18 protein-coding genes are annotated in these 18,773 nt (G+C 74.7%); 8 read left to right on the top strand and 10 right to left on the bottom strand.

Annotated elements, in window-relative coordinates; translation table 11 throughout:
• Nucleotides 1-16: 16 nt before the first annotated feature.
• Both V6U89_RS11555 and V6U89_RS11550 read right to left on the bottom strand, forming a co-directional pair.
• Entirely contained in the window at nt 17-751 is a 735-nt protein-coding gene (locus V6U89_RS11555) for a hypothetical protein (RefSeq protein WP_442933909.1), read from the bottom strand.
• On the bottom strand, nt 748-3,315 hold the full coding sequence (locus V6U89_RS11550) for an FtsK/SpoIIIE domain-containing protein (protein ID WP_334570872.1): 2,568 nt from the start codon (nt 3,313-3,315) through the stop codon (nt 748-750). Before V6U89_RS11550 ends, V6U89_RS11555 begins: the two co-directional genes overlap by 4 nt.
• Before the next feature lie 201 nt (nt 3,316-3,516).
• Between V6U89_RS11550 and V6U89_RS11545 the strand changes: the two genes are divergently transcribed.
• Complete coding sequence (locus V6U89_RS11545) at nt 3,517-4,077, top strand: hypothetical protein (RefSeq protein WP_334570957.1); 561 nt, start codon at nt 3,517-3,519, stop codon at nt 4,075-4,077.
• A 4-nt stretch (nt 4,078-4,081) separates the two neighbouring features.
• Here the strand turns inward: V6U89_RS11545 and V6U89_RS11540 are convergent, their stop codons facing one another.
• The 7 genes from V6U89_RS11540 to V6U89_RS11510 are packed head-to-tail and all read right to left on the bottom strand — an operon-like array spanning nt 4,082 to nt 12,634.
• Complete coding sequence (locus V6U89_RS11540; protein WP_334570871.1) at nt 4,082-4,684, bottom strand: hypothetical protein; 603 nt, start codon at nt 4,682-4,684, stop codon at nt 4,082-4,084.
• Nucleotides 4,681-5,880 carry a M23 family metallopeptidase gene (locus V6U89_RS11535; RefSeq protein WP_442933908.1) on the bottom strand — a complete coding sequence of 400 codons (1,200 nt, stop codon included), beginning with the start codon at nt 5,878-5,880 and terminating at the stop codon, nt 4,681-4,683. Before V6U89_RS11535 ends, V6U89_RS11540 begins: the two co-directional genes overlap by 4 nt.
• A complete protein-coding gene (locus V6U89_RS11530) occupies nt 5,877-6,434 on the bottom strand; it encodes a hypothetical protein (RefSeq protein WP_334570870.1) in 558 nt (185 codons plus the stop codon). Before V6U89_RS11530 ends, V6U89_RS11535 begins: the two co-directional genes overlap by 4 nt.
• Nucleotides 6,431-8,386 (bottom strand): MFS transporter, encoded by a 1,956-nt coding sequence (locus tag V6U89_RS11525; RefSeq protein WP_334570869.1) that lies wholly within the window; start codon nt 8,384-8,386, stop codon nt 6,431-6,433. Before V6U89_RS11525 ends, V6U89_RS11530 begins: the two co-directional genes overlap by 4 nt.
• A 1-nt stretch (nt 8,387) precedes the next feature.
• Nucleotides 8,388-11,894: an ATP-binding protein gene (locus V6U89_RS11520; RefSeq protein ID WP_334570868.1), complete on the bottom strand. Its 3,507-nt coding sequence runs from the start codon at nt 11,892-11,894 to the stop codon at nt 8,388-8,390.
• A gap of 49 nt (nt 11,895-11,943) precedes the next feature.
• Nucleotides 11,944-12,306 carry a hypothetical protein gene (locus V6U89_RS11515; RefSeq protein ID WP_067302246.1) on the bottom strand — a complete coding sequence of 121 codons (363 nt, stop codon included), beginning with the start codon at nt 12,304-12,306 and terminating at the stop codon, nt 11,944-11,946.
• A 13-nt stretch (nt 12,307-12,319) separates the two neighbouring features.
• A complete protein-coding gene (locus V6U89_RS11510; protein WP_088959938.1) occupies nt 12,320-12,634 on the bottom strand; it encodes a hypothetical protein in 315 nt (104 codons plus the stop codon).
• A 333-nt stretch (nt 12,635-12,967) separates the two neighbouring features.
• Between V6U89_RS11510 and folP the strand changes: the two genes are divergently transcribed.
• The 7 genes from folP to V6U89_RS11475 all read left to right on the top strand — a co-directional run bounded on the left by folP (nt 12,968) and on the right by V6U89_RS11475 (nt 17,660).
• Nucleotides 12,968-13,921 (top strand): dihydropteroate synthase, encoded by a 954-nt coding sequence (folP, locus tag V6U89_RS11505; RefSeq protein WP_334570867.1) that lies wholly within the window; start codon nt 12,968-12,970, stop codon nt 13,919-13,921.
• A gap of 52 nt (nt 13,922-13,973) precedes the next feature.
• Nucleotides 13,974-14,333, top strand: coding sequence for a dihydroneopterin aldolase (folB, locus tag V6U89_RS11500; RefSeq protein ID WP_088959940.1), 360 nt, complete (start codon nt 13,974-13,976; stop codon nt 14,331-14,333).
• A complete protein-coding gene (gene folK, locus V6U89_RS11495; RefSeq protein ID WP_334570866.1) occupies nt 14,330-14,857 on the top strand; it encodes a 2-amino-4-hydroxy-6-hydroxymethyldihydropteridine diphosphokinase in 528 nt (175 codons plus the stop codon). Before folB ends, folK begins: the two co-directional genes overlap by 4 nt.
• A gap of 19 nt (nt 14,858-14,876) precedes the next feature.
• The gene (locus V6U89_RS11490) at nt 14,877-15,413 is read left to right on the top strand and encodes a DUF3180 domain-containing protein (RefSeq protein WP_334570865.1); all 537 of its coding nucleotides are present in this window, start codon (nt 14,877-14,879) and stop codon (nt 15,411-15,413) included.
• Between the two features lie 102 nt (nt 15,414-15,515).
• A complete protein-coding gene (locus V6U89_RS11485) occupies nt 15,516-16,736 on the top strand; it encodes an ABC transporter permease (protein WP_334570864.1) in 1,221 nt (406 codons plus the stop codon).
• Nucleotides 16,737-16,791: 55 nt separating this feature from the next.
• Nucleotides 16,792-17,097, top strand: coding sequence for a hypothetical protein (locus tag V6U89_RS11480; RefSeq protein ID WP_334570863.1), 306 nt, complete (start codon nt 16,792-16,794; stop codon nt 17,095-17,097).
• 62 nt (nt 17,098-17,159) lie between these two features.
• On the top strand, nt 17,160-17,660 hold the full coding sequence (locus V6U89_RS11475; protein ID WP_334570862.1) for a hypothetical protein: 501 nt from the start codon (nt 17,160-17,162) through the stop codon (nt 17,658-17,660).
• A gap of 111 nt (nt 17,661-17,771) precedes the next feature.
• On the opposite strand, the gene V6U89_RS11470 is transcribed toward V6U89_RS11475, so the two are convergent.
• Nucleotides 17,772-18,773, bottom strand: a complete 1,002-nt coding sequence (locus V6U89_RS11470; RefSeq protein WP_334570860.1) for an ABC transporter ATP-binding protein — start codon at nt 18,771-18,773, stop codon at nt 17,772-17,774.

The raw sequence follows: 18,773 nt of genomic DNA, 5'->3' as shown, positions 1-18,773 counted from the left end.
GGGCGGCCGTCGCGTCTCAGCCGGCCAGCAGCGCCAGCATGATCACGCTGGCCGTCACCACCGCCGGGACCAGGCAGGTCAGCGCCCCCAGCCGGGGCGTCCGGTCCAGCCGCTCGCCCGGGCGCGGCGGGAAGAGCCGACCCACCGCCACCCAACCCGCCCCGAACGCGACCGCCGGCATCGGCAGCCCGACGACCAGCGCCACGAGGCTCGCCGCGCCCGCCCCGGCGACCACGAGGACGACCAGCTGGATCATCGGCACCAGCAGCGCCAGCGGGCCGTACACCAGCAGGTTGCGGGCCCGGGGCGGCCAGGCCGCCGGCCGCAGCGGACCTCGCGCGGCCAGCGTCGCGTCGGCCGCGTCCGCCCAGCCGCGGGCCACCCGCAACGCCGCCAGCACGGCGGCCGGGCCACCGACCATCGACCGGGCCGCCTCCGTCAGCTCCGGCGGCGTCGGGGTCAGCGTGATCGGCGGTACGCCCAGCTCGCGCAGCCCGGCCTGCTGCGGCGCCAGTCGGGCGTGCAACCCGGCCAGCTCCTCCCGGGCCGCCTCCACCGCCCGGGCCTGCTCGGCGGCGGCGGTGGCGGCGGCGCGGCGTACCCCGTCCAGCTGCCGCGCGGCGGCCAGGTAGTCCGTCCAGGCGGCGGCCACCGCGCCGACCGGCTCGGTCCCGATCCGCTGCCGGACCGGCGCCGCCGGAGACGCCTCGTCGACGCTCGCCGCGCCGGCCCGCTCGTTCCGCCCGCTCACGCCGGCTCCTCCCCGTCGGCGAAGGGCACCAGCACCGTGCCCCGCTCACCCGGACCGTCCCAGAGCACCACCCGGCCGGGGCGCGGCCGCCACTCCACCGGTCGGCCGAACACCGCGCCGAGCATCGCCCCGGGCACGTCCACCGCGGCGACCGCGGCCAGCTTGTCGACCTCGCCGTCCGGCTCCAGCAGCGCCGCGAACGGCGGCACCGTCCGCCACCAGCCCAGCAGGTGGATACCGGTGGGCGGACCCTCGCGCAGCAACGTGCGCAACCGGTCCACCGGCAGCTCCTCCGCCGTCGCCAGGTCCACCCCGAACACCACCAGGTACGCCGGCCCGTCGCCGTCCATCGCCGCCAGCAGCCCCGCCGCGTCGACCGTCTCCACCCGCTGCCGCTGCGCCAGCTCGGCCGCCAACCCGGCCGCCAGCGCGGCGGACCCCTCGGCCAGCGGCGCGAGCAGGAACCGGGCGGTACCCGGCGGATGGTGGGCAGCGGTGCTCCGCGCGGCGTTCGCCAACAGCCCGGGCGCGCCCGTACCCGCCCCGAGGACCGCGAGGTTGCGGCCGGCCACCGGGCCGAGCGGGACGGCGACCGTCGTCCGGGCCACGTCCACCGCCCGGCCGAGCAGAGCGGCCGGCCCACCGGCCCGGCCGGCCAGGGCGGCCCGCAGCCGGGGGTCGTTGCGCAGCAGCGGCCGGGCCCAGCCCGCGAAGACCACCGGCGGGATGGTCCCCTCCGGACGGGATTCGAAGAGCCGGTGCCGGAGCCGCTCGATCGTCTCCGGGGCGTCGTGCGGGTCGGGGAAGCGGACCAGCCGCTCGTGACCCCGGGTGGCGCCGCGCGGCCCGCCCAGCCCGCCCGCGGTGTTGACCACCGCGCTGCCCACCGCCAGCCCCGCCGCCGCGTCGTTGGTGGGCGCGAGCACCGCCCCGCCACCGGAGAGCGCCACTCGCACCGGGAACTGGCCCAGCACCGAGTCGCGCGGCGCCGGGCCCGCTCCGATGCCCAGGTCACCCGCGCCGGCCAGCACCAGGTGGATGCCGTACGCGCGCCCGGCGCGGGCCAGGCCGTCCAGCCGGGCGAGCACGTCGGCGGCGACCGGATCCCGGGTCGCCAGCAGCAGCGGGAAGTTGTCGATCACACAGACGATCCGGGGCAGCGACTGGTGCTCCCGCAGCTGCGCGTAGCGCTGCCCACCGGCCCGAGCGCCCGCCTCCTCCCGCCGGCCGGTCTCCGCCGCCAACTGGTCGAACAGGTCCCGCACGTACTCCGGGTCGGCGGCCATCGCGGCGGCCCGGACCTGCGGCACCCACGAGCGGTCCCGCTCGGTCTGCAGGAACTCCACGAAGGACTCCCCGTCACCGAGGTCCACCAGGTGCAGCACCAGCTCGTCCGGGCCGTACCGCGCGGCGAGGCCGAGCAGCGCGTTGGTGAGGAACGCCGCCCGGCCGGCGTCGGAACGACCGCTGACCAGCCAGTGCGGCGTCAGCTCGGTGAAGCCGACGGTCACCGGCCGCCCGTTGGCGTCGCCCACCGTGGTGGAGAGCCCGTCCGTCGAGCCGGCCTGCCAGAGCGGCTCCTCCGGCGGCGGCAGCAGCTCGGCCAGGCAGAGCCGGGTGCCTTCCTCCACCTGCGCGGCCAACCGCCGGCAGACCTGCCCGATCAGGTCCGGCCCCGGGTCCTCGTCCACGAAGACCGGCGAGTTCAGGCCGCCCGGCGCGTCGCCGCCCGGACCGCCGAACGGGCTGCCGGGCGGATCGCCGAGCAGCGCGTACGCGGTCCGCAGCTCCAGCCGGGTGGCTTCCGGCAGCGGCGGGCGGGCCGCGTACGGGCCGGGTGGGGGCCAGCCGGCAACCACCAGGTGCAGGCCGGCGGGGCGGCCCTGGGCCGCCAGCGCCTCGATCCGGGCCAGGTCGCTCGGTCCGGTCAGCTCCGGCAGCCCGGCGATCACCAGCAGCAGCGTCCGGTCGTGCCGGCGGGGCCGGCCGGTGCCCGGGGAGACCCACTGCTCGGCCTCCGTCAGCACCGCCCGCAGGCCGGCCACGTCCACCGCCGGCGGCGGCAGCAGACCCGCGTCGGCCAGCGGCGCGAAGGACGCGAAGGTGTCGCCCGCGCTGGCGCCGTCCACCGCACGTACCAGCAGGCAGCCGGCCGGCGTCGCGGCCAGCAGCCGCAGCAGTACGGCCCGGAGCAGGCCGACCGCCCGGGGCTCCCGGGCGTCGACGTCGAGCGTCAGGTGGCCGGCGCCGAGCAGCGGCACCAGCGCGGGGAAGCGGGCGTCGTCCAGCGGGGCCGCGGTGCCGACCCGGACGAACGGCGGGTTCTCCTCGCCGGCCGGGGTGTCCGGCGGCAGGGTGTCCAGCGGAGCGCCGGCCCAGCCCGGCGCGAGCACCGCCGCCGCGGTCCGCAGCCGGTCGGCCAGCTCGTACTGCCGGCGTTGGTCGGCCGGGGCCGGGCGGGTCTCGTCGAGCACGCCGGCGGCGGCTACGGCGGTGGCGGCGGCCCGCCGGTGCAGGGCGGCGGCACGGTTCGTACGCGACTTCGGACCGGCCACCGTGTCCACCCCTCTTTCCGAGGTTGGAAACCTCCCCGAGCCCCGACGGTATCCCAGGTCCGACCGCGCGCCGGGGAAGCGCGGCGGTGCGGGATCGTCTTGTCGCAATGCGGGGCGAACTCTCACGTCACGGGTTCGTCCTGTCACGATCCGCAGGATCTGGGCATTGGGTGCGGGACGCTCAGCCGATAGCCTCAGGGGGTGGAATCAGTGCAGCCCCCCGCCGGTTCCCAGGTCTCCCGCGTACCGGCGCAGCGGACCCCGCCGGATGAGTTGGCGCCCCCTGCCGCCCCGCCGGCGCCGCCGCAGCAGCCTCGCCGGACCCGTACGGTCCTCACCGTGGTCGCGGGGGTGCTGGCACTGCTCTGCGTGAGCGGCGCGGTGATCGGCTACGTGCTGTACGACCGCGCCACGGCGCCGGACCGCAGCGCCCCCGACGTGGTGGTGGACAACTACCTGCGCGAATATCTGGTCAACCGGAACGACGCGCGGGCGAGCCTGCTCGTCTGTGAGGGCGGTCCGAGCGGGCTGCCCGCGTTGCAGTCCCTACGTGATGACCTCAAGGCCCGCGAGGAGCGCTTCGCGACCACGATCACCGTCAGCTGGGGCGCTCTTCACGTGGAGCAGCAGGGCGGGAGCGCCGCAGTCGAGGCTGACCTGATCATCTCGGCCTCGGTGGACGGCATCCTTCAGAGCGATCGTCAGAGGTGGCGGTTCCGCACGCAGTTGGGTGACCACTGGAGGGTTTGCGAGGCCGCCCGCGCCGGCTGAGTCCTCACTCGATCCACAACAGGTGCACCGGCACCTCCAGGGTGGTCGGTGGCTGGCCGCGCCAGGCCCACCGGTACCACTCAAGTTCCGGGGTGACCCGGACGCAGATATCGCCGTCGGCGCCGGAGTAGGTCTCGGTCACCGCGCGCAGGTCCCGGTGCTCGACCGAATCCTCGACGTGCACCACCCGCCGGCCGCTGACCGTGTCGGCCTCGAAGACCGGCGTCGGTATCCGGTGGGCCGGCTCGTCCAGCGAGACCAGCCGGATGCCCTGCTCGCGACCGGCCGCTCCCGGCGACGGGCGCTCGCCGAGCGTCTCGACCCAGACCCGCTCCACTGGGAACAACGGCGCGAACACCTCGACCTGGTCGGACTCGGCCCGGTACCACTCGTGCTCGGGGATCACCGGCACGTAGGTGCGGCTGCCCTGCACCACCCGCTCGTCGGCCCGCAGGTCACCCCGCCAGCCCAGGCCGGGCAGCCCGACCAGGACCCGCCGGCCGCGCAGCTCGACCCGCCCGGTGGCGGGCACGATCTCGACCGGCCGGGGGGTCAGTGGCGCCCAGTCGGGCTGGCCGGCGAAGGGATCCGGCAGTGGACCGCTCATCGTGCCGCTTGCCTCGTGCTCGAGCCGTTGAGGGGCGCACCCCGTTGCAGCATGAACGGCACCGGGTCGATCGCCCCGAGGGAGCTGCGGTCACTGTCCCGGTGGACCTCGAAGTGCAGGTGTGGGCCGGAGGAGTTGCCGCTGCTGCCCACCCGCCCGATGATCTCACCGGCCCGCACCTCCTGGCCGGGGACGACCAGCGGCTTGGCCACCATGTGGCAGTAGCGGGAGATGTAGCCCCCGGCGTGCAGGATGTCGACGAACCAACCGCAGCCGCCCTTGCCGGGGTAGCCGTCCACGTCGCAGTCGAGCCGGCCCCGGTGGTCGGGGTCGCAGCGCGCCACCAGCACCCGTCCGGCGGCCGCCGCGTGGATCGGCGTGGTCCCCTTCGGCGCGCCGATGTCCACCCCGTTGTGCTGCGGTCGGCTCGCGGTCCGGAAACCCGAGCCCACTCTGCCGGGGATCGGCGACGTCCAGCCGGAGGCGGCGATCGTCTTGGCGGAGGCCCGGTCGCAGACGGTCTTGTCGGCGATCCGCACCGTCCGGGCCGCACCCTGGGCCAGCGCGTTCACGATCCGGCCGGCGGTGTCCTCGTGCTTGGCGTACGCGTCCGGGTAGGCGCTGATCTGGACCCGCTGGGCGGCGAGGGTCAGCGGGAGGTGCTCCCATCCGTCGACCTTGAGCAGCTTCTCGTAGAACTTGCGGGCGGCGTAGTCCGGGCTCATCCGCTGCGCGACGCTGCCCCACCCGGCCCGCTGCTGGAACAGGCCGACCGAGTCGTGGTCGCGCCCGACCCCCTCGTTGGGGATGTCGCGGGAGCTGGCGACGGTGCTGTTCGCCAGGTTGCGCAGGGCCGACTCCTGCATCGCGGTCGCCACCGCGATCACCCAGCCGCGGGGCGGCACCTTCATCTCCTGCCCGACCTTGATGATGACGGCGGCGTTGCGCAGTTGGCTGTCGCCGTAGTCGGACATGCGCGGCATCCTGCCGGTGACGTCGACCCGGTGGTCCTCGCCGCACGTCTGTTCCGAGGCCACCAGATCCTGGTCGTCGCCGCCGAGGTTGGTGAGGAAGAAGGCCGCCGTGCCGCCGCCGCAGCAGAGCAGGGTGAGGATGGCGGTCAGCGCGGTGACCACGGCGCCGACCCGAAGTCGGCGACGGGGCGGCTGGCCCACCCCCGGCAGCTCGGCAGTCATTCCCGCTCCCAGTCCACGGCGTCCACCAACCAGCGCCCGTCCGGCGCCACCAACTCAAGCCGGAGCCGCCCGGTCTCCAACGGGACCAGGACCTCCGCGAAGGCCTCCGTGCGCGGCCGGAGAACCAGCTCCCCGGTCACCTTCTCCGCCGGCACCCCCGCCGGGTCGGCGCCCGTCAGCTTCTCGGTGAGCCCCGCCGTGGACAGCGGGCGCAGGTCCGAATGCCACTTCTCCGCCGTGACGGCCGGCCCACCGAGCCACGCCTTGGCGAACCGGTCCGCAATCTGCTGAGGGGTCAACTCACCGGGACGCGTCCGGGGGGACGCGGGCACCGGTGTGGCGATGACGCCGTCGTCGCCCTCCATGGGGTCCACCGTGGTGATGGGCTCGCGCGGACGGTTGCTGAGCCCGATGGCCGGGTCGACCGGGCCGGTCACCAGGCGGGCGGTCCCGATCACCGCGAAGACCAGCACGGCGATCGCGAGCGCGATACCGATCCGGGACCGCAGGACCCGGGTCACCAGGAACTCGATCGCCCGTCGCATCGCTGTCACCGTGCCTCGGAGCGCACCCGAGGGCTGGGCCTGGTGCTGGCCGGTGCTCGCTCGGCCGAGTCGGGTCGGTACACGACGAAGGACGGCGACTCCTCGGGCACGTCCGGCTCCGTCCAGCTCGCCGGCTGTTGCCGACGCGGACGCGGTGCGGAGCGCCGCTCGCCGTCACCGGACCGCACCTCCGGCTGTTCGGTCTCGTCCGCCCGCTCCCGGCCGTCCGGTCGTTCCCGCACGGCGAGGGTGGTGGAGGAGTGTGACGGGTCCTCCCGCCGGGCCTCGGGACGCAGGTTCGACGGCTCCAGCGCCAGTCCGCGCCGCCGGGCGAGGGCCGGCTCGGCCGTGCCACCCGGCTCCACCACGTCGAGCCGGGCGGCGATGCGCATGTCGCGGAAGAAGCGACGGTGCCAGGAGCCGGCCGAGCTGACCGCCTCGCTGCTGTCCTTGCCGCCGAGTTGGGTGATCCGCCGGTACGGGCGCAGCAGCAGCCAGCCGACGACGCCGCAGAGCCAGACCAGCACCACCTGGAGCCAGCCGGCCAGGGTGGGCGTACTCATGATCAGGTCTACCGCGAAGAGGTAGATGGCGGCGCCGGTGCCGAAGATGGCGATGTTGAACACCGCCGCGACGACCGCGTTCCCGAGTCGCCGCAGCCCGGCGCTGGCCGGTCTCAGCAGGCCGACCGTGCCCAGGATCGGTGCCGCGATGACCGCCCAGCGGAAGATCAGGAAGCCGAGCAGCACCAGCACCGACGCGGTCAGGTCGAACATCGCGAAGAGCAGTGAGGCCAGCACGGCGATGAAGCCGGACCCGATCCGGTCCATGTCCCGGGCGCCGGTGAGGTATTCGTACGCCTCCGGGTCCTCCTTCTTGATCTGCTCGGCCACGGTCATCCACTGTTGCTGCTTGGCCTTGATGGTCGCCTCGCGGGTGGCGGGATTCTGCCGGAGCTTCCCCGCCTCCTCCCAGGAGAACGACTTGGCGTCGTAGAGGGCCGGTCCGTACTTCTTGGCCGTTTCGCTGTCCGCCGACCCGAGCACCCCACGCAGCCAGTTGCGGTAGAGCATCGACTCAGTAGCCGTGTCGCTGGCCCGGACGGCCGGTGGCCGCTTGTCGACGCAGGCATCGGGGTTCGGAAGGACGCACCTGTCCGCCGGGACGGTTCTCGAACCCGGTCCCACCGCGTCATGGACCACGCCGAGGGAGGTGATCAGCGTGCCGTCGGCGATGTTGGCGGACTTGACCGGCCAGGCGGCCAGGGCGGTCACCGCGACCATCACCAGCAGGGCCCACCCGGCCGTGGTCATCGCGTTGCTCATGTCCGACTGGCGGGAGCGCCAGAGCAGGTAGAGGCCCACCACGCAGAGCGTGACGATGCCGAAGACGCTGAACACCTTCTGGTAGACGGCCTTGGTCGCCTTCTCCACCAGCGGGTCGGCCCACCCCCACATCGAGCGCGGGTCCCACGCCCGCTCCCGCAGGGCGTTCGAGGCACCGATGATGGCCGTGGCGAACATGAACTCGCCGTTGGCGACGGTCGTGGTGAACTTGTAGTCCGGGTGCAGCACCGTTGAGGCGCAGCCACCCTCGACGTCGTAGGTGTTGAAGCTGTAGCCAGCGTAGCCGTAGTCGCTGTACAGGCCCTTCGGGCCGGGCAGCTTGGAGGAGTCCGGCCGGGAGGCGAACCAGCCGGCGAGACCCGAGTCCGGCGCGGAGGCGACCGGCGGTTTGCGACAGGTGATCTCGTTCTCGCTGACCTGCTGCAGCTTGGCGACGCAGGCGCGGAAGTCGGCCTGCCACTCCTTGGTGCTGCACAGTTGCGCTGCCGCCTGGGCCGCCACCGGCGGGGCCGCCGAGGCCGCTGTCGCCCCGACCACCGGCCAGGCGATCGTGGCACCGGCGAGTACGCCGATCGCGAGGAGGAGCGCCGCGATCCGTGCCCGGGCCCTCGCCATGTCACGCCTCCAGGTCAGCCAGGACGGTCGGCAGTTGCCCGGCCACCTGGGCGACCCCGGCGGGGGTGGTGTCCAGGTGTGCCAGCAGCCCCTCGACGTACGACACGTCGACCCGGACCTTCTGCACCCGGCCGTCCACGTCGCGCATCACGAACTCGCGGAAGCCGAGCCGGTCCGCCGAGGTGGCGTCCACGGCCGAGAGCGAGGCGAGGGTGGCCTCGTACCCGTCGTCGACCGGCACCCGGAGCAGCCGTAGCGCCTCGGAGGCGATCTCGGCGTCCTCGGCGATCCGCCCGACGAAGACGGTGGAGACGAGGTTCTGCACGTCGAGGCCGAGGATGTCCTTCGGGTTCTGCGAGGCGACCAGGGCGGCGAGGTTCCACTTGCGGGAGTCTCGGGCGAGCCGGACCAGGAACGACCGGCCGGAGCGCCAGCCCTCCATGAAGTGCGCCTCGTCCAGGCCGACCAGCTTGCGGGACGACATCGACCCGCCGTAGCAGCGGCGCACCGCGAGCCGGTGCGCGGTGTGCAGCATCGGCAGGGCCAGCGCCTCCTCAGCGGACCAGTACTCCCGTTCGATCTTGAGGTCGGGGAGCCGGAGGCCGGCCATGGTGATCACGGTGAGCGCCGCGTCGGCGCCGAGCAGCCCCTCCGGCGGGCGGCCGAAGAAGAGCATCGCCAGCGGCATCTCGGCCGTGTCGAGCAGCAGGTTGGCCAGTTCCCGGCCGGCGTCGTCGTCCATCCCCTGCAGGCAGGCGACCACGTCGTCCAGCGTGGAGGTCTCCTCCGCCGGCACCTGGCGTACGGCGTGCCGGAACAGGGTCGCGGTGGACGCCTCGCGAGCCACCTGCGGCGGCACCAGCATCATGCAGATGTCCTGCACGAGCATCCGGCGTTCGGCTCGGGCGTTGGAGACCGCGATCTCGAACTCCCGGTCGCCTGCCGCGCCACTGCCGAACTCGCTGCGCAGCGGGGTGGGGATGAGCGAGTACGGGGCCAGCGTCCCGTGCTCCGAGCCGGTCAGGTTGAGCACCCGTGCGTACGGTCGCAGTTCCGGCATCGCGCAGAGCCGGGCCAGCGGGCCGGACGGGTCCAGCAGGGTCACCTGCACCCCGCGCCGCGCGGCCAGGTAGCCCAGGGCGCCGAGCAGGGTCGACTTGCCACCGCCGGGCTCGGCGACGAAGACCGCCAGGCCGGAGCGTTCGCGGACCTCCATCGGGAAATGCAGGTCGAGGAAGACCGGACGGCGGCAGGTGCCCGCGGTACGCCCGATCAGGTCGCCCCGGCGGTCGCCGACGGTGGAGGCGGCCTGCGGCAGCGCGGCGGCGAGCAGGTTGACCGGCATCCGCCGGACGTATCCGGTGTTGGCGATCGGCTCGCCGGGGATGAACTCGCGGGCCAGCCAGTCCTGGTTCTTCGGGTGTTGCAGGGAGATGCGCAGCTCGCGGGAGTAGAGCTGGATGAGCCGGCGGGCCCGTTCCAGGCACTCCTCCCTGGTCCGGCCGCCGACGGCGATCCGGTGCCAGCCGTGCGCGCGGGCCGAATCCACCGGCAGGCCGGTGGTCATCTCGTCGCCGATCACCAGCGCCCGCTTGGCCAGTCGCTCCAGCTCGGGCGGGGCGTCGATGCCGTGCTCGGCGTAGTCGAGCTGCTGGGAGCGGATCATCCGCAGCCGGTGCTCGAGATTACGGAAGGAGTCGCCGGAGCCGAGAATGTCGACCCGGGTGGAGATCTCCATCGGCCAGGGCAGCCGCTCGTGGAAGTGCAGCCAGGGCTCGTGCCGCTCGGGGATCTCCAGCGGCTCCATCCGGCCGACGGCGAGCACGGCGACGTGCCGCTCCTCGCCGGTCATCCGGTTGACCAGCTTCACCGTGGAGCCGTACGGGGTGCGGTAGCGCTCGACCTGCTCGGTGAGGGCGAGCAGGTCACCCCGCTCCCACCGGCCGTTGGTCACCGGGGAGAGCGTGCCGGGCGGCGCCATGCAGAGCGCGACCGAGCGGTAGAGCAGCCATTCCAGCTCCTGCGCGGTGACCCGGCGGCCGCGCATGCCGAACGCGCCCAGCACCTCGTCGAACTGCTCGACGGTGCGGCCGAGCTTGCGGCGCTCGCCGTCGGCGGTGCCCCGGCCGAAGGTGCGCAGCAGCCGCTCGGTGAGCGAGTCGCCGAGCGAGCGCCGGGCGAAGGTGACGCCGAGGTAGGTCTGCCCCTCGGCGTGGTTGACCGACATCAGGTGCCGCTGGGCCGCGACCAGGTGGTCGGCCCAGCCGGGCGTGCCGGGGACGTCGGGCAGCGGCGCGGCCGTGTGCGCGTCGATGGTGCGGGCCCACTCGTCGGCCGGGAAGGGGCGGGTGGTGCGGCGCAGGTGCAGCCGGAACCCGGCCAGGCCGGCGTACTGCTCCGAGATCGCCGAGAGCAGCGCCTCCCGTTCGGCGTCCGGGCGGAACGCCCAGCGCACCTCGGGCAGCCAGTACCAGGCGGTGACGGTGTTGGGGGTGAAGGTCAGGTGGCCGGCGATCTCGGTGATCGCCAGGTCGATCGACGGGTCCCGGTCACCGAACTTGATCTTCGGGGGGCGTACCCGGACGGGCTTGGCGGGGGTGCGCCGGCTGGCCGCGCGCTGGCGCGGCGGCGCCAGCTCCCGGGATGTCCGTTCCGCCGGCTCCTGCGGCCCGGGCTCGGCCAGCTCGCGTCGGCCCGGTTCGGCGATCGCGCGCCGGGCCGGCTCCTCGACCTCGCGTCGGGACGACCCGGCGGGCGCCGACCGGGGCAGTTCCTCCGGCTCCGGCCACTCCGGCTCGGCCGGCTCGGTCGGCTCGGGACGGACCGGTGCGACGGTCTCCCGGCGGGCCCGCGCGGTGGCCTCCCGCCGGGCCCGTTCGACGGCCTCCCGCCGGCTGCGTTCGGTGGCCTCGCGCGCGGTTAGCGGCTCGGCGGGCATCGCGCGCGGCACGCGCGGCGCCGGGGTCTCCACCGGTCGGTCCGCGGCCGGCTCGGGCTCCGCCGGCGGGCGCAGCACGGGCAGGCGGTCGCCGGGCTGGTGCGGGACGCGGGCGCGGGCGGGGCGGTCGGCGGCCGGCGCCTCGATCGCCGCCGGCGTATCTGCGGCGATGGCGGGCTGCGGCGCGGCCGAGGCCGGGGGCGCCGCCGGCTGGTGCGGGATCGGCGGGTGCTCCCGGCCGCGACGCGGGGACGACACCGGCGGCGGCGGGCCGGGGTGCGGCTGCGCGCCGGGGCCGCCGAAGAGGTCGAGGAACGGGGAGTCGATGTCGGTGCCGTCGCCGACGAGCATCGGCGGGCTCGGCTCGACCGGCGGTACGCCCCGGCCGTTGGTCGGCCGCGGCGGCTGGAAGACGCCGACGCCACCCTGCCCGGGACTGGTCACCAGGGCCGGGTCGGACGGTTGCTCGTCCTGGATCTCCTCCTCCGGGTAGTCGAGCGACCGCGCACGGTTACCGTGCGGGGCGCTGTGACGTCCGGCCGGGAAACCCGGCGTGGAAGAGCGACTCATGCGACCGCCTCACCCGCGTGGTTCGACTGCCCGTTCGACGTACGCCCGGTCATGCCAGTTCCTCCCGGATCCTGATCCGGCTGCCGACCAGGCGGGGGTCCCGCAGTTCGGCGGCCGGCTCCCGGGTACGTCGCCAGTCGGTCAGGGCGGTGCGGATGACCATCCGTGCCGGCCGGTCCGGGTCGACGTACCGGAAGATGAACGAGGTGCTCACGATGGCGAGCGCGATCTCCCAGGCGGGGAAGAGCTCGACCTGCAACGTGAACAGCCAGTGGATGAACATGTAGAGGGGTACGAGCAGCATGAACAGGCCGTACTGGGCGTACGGCAGGTGGACGGGAAGGGTGTAGCCGGGCGGCCCGAGGTAGACCAGGCGAGCCCGGTAGATGTCGTCGTCGGTGCGCAGCCGCATGTCTCGCCCGGGCCTATTCGAAGATCAGGTCGATCAGGTAGTCACCGACGAAGAAGAGTGTGGCCGCCCCGGCGATGAAGGCCAGGCCGACGATCGCGATGGCCGAGCTGGTGAGCACCTTGGAGATCTCACCCCGGCTGGCCCGGCCGATGAAGATGACACCGAGCACGGCGAGCAGGATGGGCGCGATCTTGCTGGCGAAGAAGGTGACGACGCCGTTGGTGTCGATGCCCTTCGGAGCCTCTTCGGCGAGCGGTGTCGTCGCCAGGGTGTGCAGGGCCTGCGCGACGCCGGACGTCGCCGTCTGCATGAGCTCGAAGGCGATCACTGGAACCTCCCCATGTCGCGGCCGGCGGTGCCGCGGCGGTGCAGTAGGCAAGCCTGGCGGGAAATGTGCTCACTCAGCGCAGCGTCGGCGACGCTACGTTCGTTACCCACCACGGAGAGTGGTGAGCTTTGGGGGGATTCTTCCCGCTTAGGCCCTCCCTCCAGGCTTCGCCATCTCGATGCTGGGCAATTCCACAGCGTACGGCCCCCCCTCCTTTGCGACAACCCGCGAAGACTCGGCCCGATTCGACCCGGACGACCGATCGTACACCTGTTCCAATGCCCATGTCAGGGGGGCGCCGGAGCGGCCGTGGCCGACCGGTACCGTCTAGTCGTGACCGATCTGGTACGGGCCCAGGCCCCGGTGGTGATGGGCGTCCTCAACGTCACGCCCGACTCCTTCTCCGACGGTGGCCGCTACGCCGATCTCGACGCCGCGGTCGCCCACGGCGTCCGGCTGCGGAGCGAGGGCGCCGCGCTCATCGACGTCGGTGGCGAGTCCACCCGACCGGGCGCCGACCGGGTCGACCCCGCGACCGAGGCGGCCCGGGTCCTGCCGGTGATCCGGGCCCTGGCCGCGGCCGGCGTGGCGGTCAGCATCGACACCAGCCGGGCCTCGGTGGCCGAGGCGGCCCTGGCCGCCGGGGCCACCGTCGTCAACGACGTCTCCGGCGGGCTCGCCGACCCGGACATGGCCCGGGTGGTGCGCGACGCCGGCTGTCCCTGGGTGCTGATGCACTGGCGCGGGCACTCGCGGGGGATGCGCGAGCTGGCCACCTACACCGACGTGGTCGCCGACGTGCGCGCCGAGCTGGGCCGGCGGGTCGACGAGGCACTGGCCGCCGGGGTGGCCGCCGACCGGATCATCGTCGACCCCGGCCTCGGCTTCGCCAAGACCGCCGCGCACAACTGGGAGCTCAGCGCCCGCCTGCCCGAGCTGGTCGCGCTCGGCTTCCCGCTGCTGTTCGGGGCGAGCCGCAAGTCGTACCTCGGCCGGCTGCTGGCCGACGCCGACGGCGAGCCGCGCCCCACCGCCGACCGGGAGGCGGCCACCGCCGCCACCAGCCTGCTGGCCGTCGCCGCCGGCGCCTGGGGGGTACGCGTGCACGACGTGCGCGGCACCGCCGACGCGCTCGCCGTCTGGCAGGCCACCGGCCGCCCCCGCCTGGTCGCCGAGCCGGCCGCGCGCCGCGCCGGCCACGACGGCGCGGCACCGGACGGTGCCGGCGGGTCCGCGGTGGGGGCGGCCGGGTCCGCCGGTCGGCCGGAGAGCGAGCCGGCGCGGTGACCGTGTCCGGGGTGGGGACCGCCGCGTCCGTCGGCCGGGACGAGGGAGAGCGATGACCGACCGGATCGAGCTGACCGGCCTGCGGGCGCGCGGTCGGCACGGCGTCTACGACTTCGAACGCGCCCAGGGGCAGGAGTTCGTCGTCGACGCGGTGCTCGAACTCGACCTCGCCCCGGCGGCCCGCTCCGACGAGGTGACCGACACGGTGCACTACGGCGAGCTGGCCGAGAAGCTGGTCGCCGTCATCACCGGCGAACCGGTCGCGCTGATCGAGACGCTCGCCGACCGGCTGCTCGCGGTCTGCCTGGCCGAGCCGCTGGTCGCCGCCGCCACGGTCACCGTGCACAAGCCCGAGGCGCCGATCCCGCACACCTTCTCCGACGTCGCCGTGACGATGCGGCGTACCCGATGACCCGGGCCGTGCTCTCCCTCGGCAGCAACCTCGGCGACCGCCTCGGCCACCTGCGTGCCGCGGTCGCCGCGTTCGGCGACGCGGTCCTGGTGGTCTCCGGGGTCTACGAGACTCCACCGTGGGGGGACGCCGACCAGCCGGCGTACCTCAACGCGGCGGTGATGGTCGCGGACCCGGCGGCGACCCCGCGCGACTGGCTGGAGCGGGCCCGGGCCGCCGAGCGGGCGGCCGGCCGGGTCCGCGACCCCGAGCGCCGGTTCGGACCGCGCACCCTGGACGTGGACGTCATCGCCGTCTGGGACGCGGCCGGCGAACCGGTGCTCAGCGACGACCCCGAACTCACCCTGCCGCACCCCCGCGCCCACCTGCGCGCGTTCGTGCTGCGGCCGTGGATCGACATCGAGCCGCACGGGCGGCTGCCCGGGCACGGCTGGCTGACCGACCTGCTCAACGCCGAGCCGTTGGCCGGCGACGCGCTGGAACTGAGCCCCCGGCCCGATCTGGCGTTAGAGTCGACCCCATGACCGAGTGGAACCGGCCGGCATGACCCAGGCGCAGCCCCCGCGCGGAAGCGAGCCCGATCGCTTCCGGATGGGCCCCACCCGGATCTCCACCCTGGTCGTCGCCGCCCTCGCCGCCGCGGCGGTGGCCTGGTTGCTGATCAGCACCTTCTACTACGACGTCGCGCCCGACCTGCCCTGGCTGCCGGTGGTGACGCTGGCCGCGCTCGCGGTGCTGGAGGCGTACGCGGCGGCCAACACCCGCAGCCGGATCGAGCGCCGGCCGGGCCGCGACCCGGTCAACCCGCTGCTGGTCGCCCGGTTCGTGGTGCTGGCCAAGGCGTCCGCCCTGGCCGGGGCGATCTTCACGGGCTGCTACGCGGGGCTGACCGCGTGGCTCTTCATCGAGGACACCAACGCCGCCATGGACGACCGTCCGGCGGCCGGCGCCGGCCTGCTCGCCGCGCTCGCCCTGACCGCCGCAGCGCTCTGGCTCGAACGCGCCTGCCGGGTCCCCGCGCAGGAGGACGACGAGGACCGGGAGCCCGGCGAGCGGCAGGGCGGCTCGCCGCGCCGCTGATCAGGGGGGTTACGCGCGGCCTCGCGCGCAGGTACCGTCCCTGGCGACCGGAGAGCAGACGGCCGTCAACGAGGACGGCCGGCCACGTGGGAGGCGCGCGGCATGGCGTACGACGAACCAGGCCGGGCCGGATCCGCGGAGCCCACGCCCGGGGTGCCCGCCGCCGTGCTGGAGAACGTCTTCGACGATCCCGCGCACGGTGAGCCGGGCCGGGACCGGATCGGCGTGCACCTGGTGTGGGAGACGCTCCTCCTGGTCGGCCTGGCCGGTGTGGTGCTGCTGCTCCGCCGCGAGGACGCCGACGCGCTGCGCGGCGACGGGCTGCGCACCCTCCTGGTCGACGTGGTCGCGCTCGGCCTGCTGGCCCTCGCCGCCGGGCTGAGCCTGCGTACCGCGGCGGTGAACCTGGCGGTCGGGCCGGTCGCCGTCGCCGCCGCGCTGCACTTCGCCGAGCAGGGCGACCGGGGTGTCACGGCGGCGCTCACCCCGGCCCTGGTGGCCGCCGCCGTCGGTGGCCTGGCCCTGGCCCTGGCCGTGGTGGTGCTGCACGTGCCCGGCTGGGCGGCCAGTCTCGCCGCCGCCGCGGGCGTGATCGTCTACATCGAGCGGCGCTCCGGCACGGTCGACGTGCAGGCCGACTACGACCCGCGCCGCACGGCCTTCTACCTCTTCGCCGGGTTCGCGGCCGTCGCCGTGCTGGGCGGGATCTTCGGCGCGATCCGGGCGGTCCGGCGGGTGGTCGGCCGGTTCCGGCCGGTGGTCGACCCGGCCCGCCGCCGGGGCGTGCTGGCGGCCCTGGTCACCGCCGCGGCGCTGGTCGGTTCCACCGTCCTCGCCATGCTGGCCGGGGTGCTGCTGGCCGCCAACGCGGCCGGCCCGGTCGTACCGGCGTCGGGGCTGGACTGGACGGTGCTGGCGGTCGGCGTGGCGCTGCTCGCCGGCACCAGCGCGTACGGCCGGCGCGGCGGAATCTTCGGCACCCTGCTCGCGGTGGGCCTGGTGGTGGTCTTCCTGACCTGGGCGACCGCGCACGGCTGGACGGTCTCCCGGTGGACCGTGGGCGGCGCGGCGCTGGGCGTCGGGCTGGTGGTGACCCGGCTGGTCGAGGCGTGCGGGCGCCCGCGCGCGCCGCTCGGCGAGCCGGCCGAGACGATGCCCGCCGGAGACGGCACCATCAGCACCGGCTGGTCGCTGCCCCGGCCGAGCACCGTCGACAACTGGCCGCCCGCGCTGCCGGCCCAGTCGACCGCCACCCCGCCGGACCCGTGGGAGGCCCCCCGCTGGGAGACCGGGTCGCCCCGCTGGGACGACGACGACCGGTGAGGCCGTGCCCGCGTCCGACGGGCCGTAGGTGATCTCGCCGGTTAGGCTCGCGGGCATGAGCGAGACTCCTTCCGCCGGTACCGGCCGCACCTTCGACGAGCTCGACGCGCTCTCCACCGAGGAGCTGCGGGAGCGGTCCTTCGCGCTGGCCCGGGAGCGCCGCGACGTGGGCTTCTTCTGGTCGGTGCTGCGGCACCTGCCGAACGCGGACGAGGCCGCCGCGCTGGACGGGGCGCCGAACTCGATCGGCCCGATCATCGACGAGGCCTCGGCGCTGTGGCGGGAGCTGACCGGCCACGGGTACGAGGAAGCGGAGCCGCTGCTGCGCGCGGCGTTCATCGACTACCTGGTGAAGCACTGACCGGTTGGACCGCCGGGTGGCGGAGGTTTGCCCGCCGGGGTGGGTCGGGAACTTCCCGCCGCATGGCCCTCACCAACCGCCCCCGGACCGTCAGCGGCTACGGCACCGCCGCCGGCACCGGCACCCTGGCCGCGCTCATCCTGGTCGGGGTCTGCGGCAGCCCGTGGTACGTCGACTGGGCCGAGGCGCACACCGACCCCAACTCCGCCGGCGGCTGGTTCCTGCGGCTGCTCGCCTGGCCGGCCTGGCGGTTGGAGGCCGCCGGTGGCGAGCACGGGGTGCTCGCCACCGACCTGCGGGCCATCCTGCTGCTGGTGTTCGCCGCGACCTTCCTCTACCTGCTGCCCACCTCGCAGGTGGCCCGGGTGCAGGGATCGGTGAGCCAGTTCTTCTCCGGCTGGGCCGCGTACGTCCTGGCCGCCGCGACGGCGACCCTGCTGGCGGCGCTGCTGACCTCGGACGGGCTGCTGCTCGCCGACTTCCAGACCACCGGTACGGGTGCCACCTACGGCTTCTTCGCCGGCTGGATCATCGGCACCGCCAGCCTCGGCGGCCGAGCCTGACGTTCCGCGCCCGACCTCCTCGCAGGACCGGTCCGGCGACGCACCCAACCGGCCGCCGGAACGGCCCGGCCGCCGCCGGGTCGTCGGCCGCGACGTCGGCGGGGGCCCGGGTCAGGCGCCGATCTGGCCGAGTTCGAGCACCCGGGCCCGGCTGAGCGCGCCGACCGGCTCGCCGTCGGCGGTGACCACGACCGCCTCGGAGCCTGTGGTGAGCATCGCCGCCAACGCGTCGTACGCGGAACCGCCCAGCGGCACCACCGGTAGGTCGGCGGTCGGGTCGGGGAGCGGTGCCAGCGTGTCCCGGGTGAGCGGGGTGACGGCGAGCCGGCGGATGCCCCGGTCCGCGCCGACGAACTCGCGGACGAACGGCGAGGCCGGGGCGCCGAGCAGGGCGGCCGGGGTGTCGTACTGCTCCAGCCGGCCCCCCTGGGAGAGCACCGCGATCCGGTCGCCGAGCCGGACCGCCTCGTCCAGGTCGTGGGTGACCAGCACGATGGTCTTGCGGACCTCGGCCTGGAGCCGCAGGAACTCCTCCTGCAACCGGGTCCGGACGATCGGGTCGACCGCCGAGAACGGTTCGTCCATCAGCAGCACCACCGGGTCGGCGGCGAGTGCCCGGGCCACCCCGACCCGCTGCCGCTGCCCACCGGAGAGCTCGTGCGGGTAGCGGCGGCCGAACTGCGCCGGGTCGAGCCCGACCAGCTCCAGCAGCTCGTCGGCGCGGCGGCGGATCCGCTCCGTCGGCCAGCCGAGCAGCCGGGGCACCGTGCCCACGTTGGTGTGCACCGTCTGGTGCGGGAAGAGCCCCACGTTCTGGATCACGTAGCCGATCCGGCGGCGTAGCTTCACCGGGTCGACCCGGGTGATGTCCTCGTCGCCGAGCAGGATCCGGCCGCCGGTCGGCTCGATCAGCCGGTTGACCATCCGCAGCACGGTGGACTTCCCGCAGCCGGAGGGGCCGATCAGGACCACCAGCTCGCCGGCCTTGACCTCCAGGCTCAGCTCGCGCACGGCCTCGGTGCCGTCCGGGTAGCGCTTCCGGATGCCGTCCAGGGTGATCGAGGCAGCAGCGCTGTGTCCGGCCGCGCCGCTGGGTCCCGGGGTAACGTCCAC

The organism is Micromonospora sp. CPCC 206171, assembly GCF_036906755.1.
Classification (GTDB): domain Bacteria; phylum Actinomycetota; class Actinomycetes; order Mycobacteriales; family Micromonosporaceae; genus Micromonospora; species Micromonospora purpureochromogenes.
This window is presented reverse-complemented; position numbering and strand designations above follow the sequence as displayed.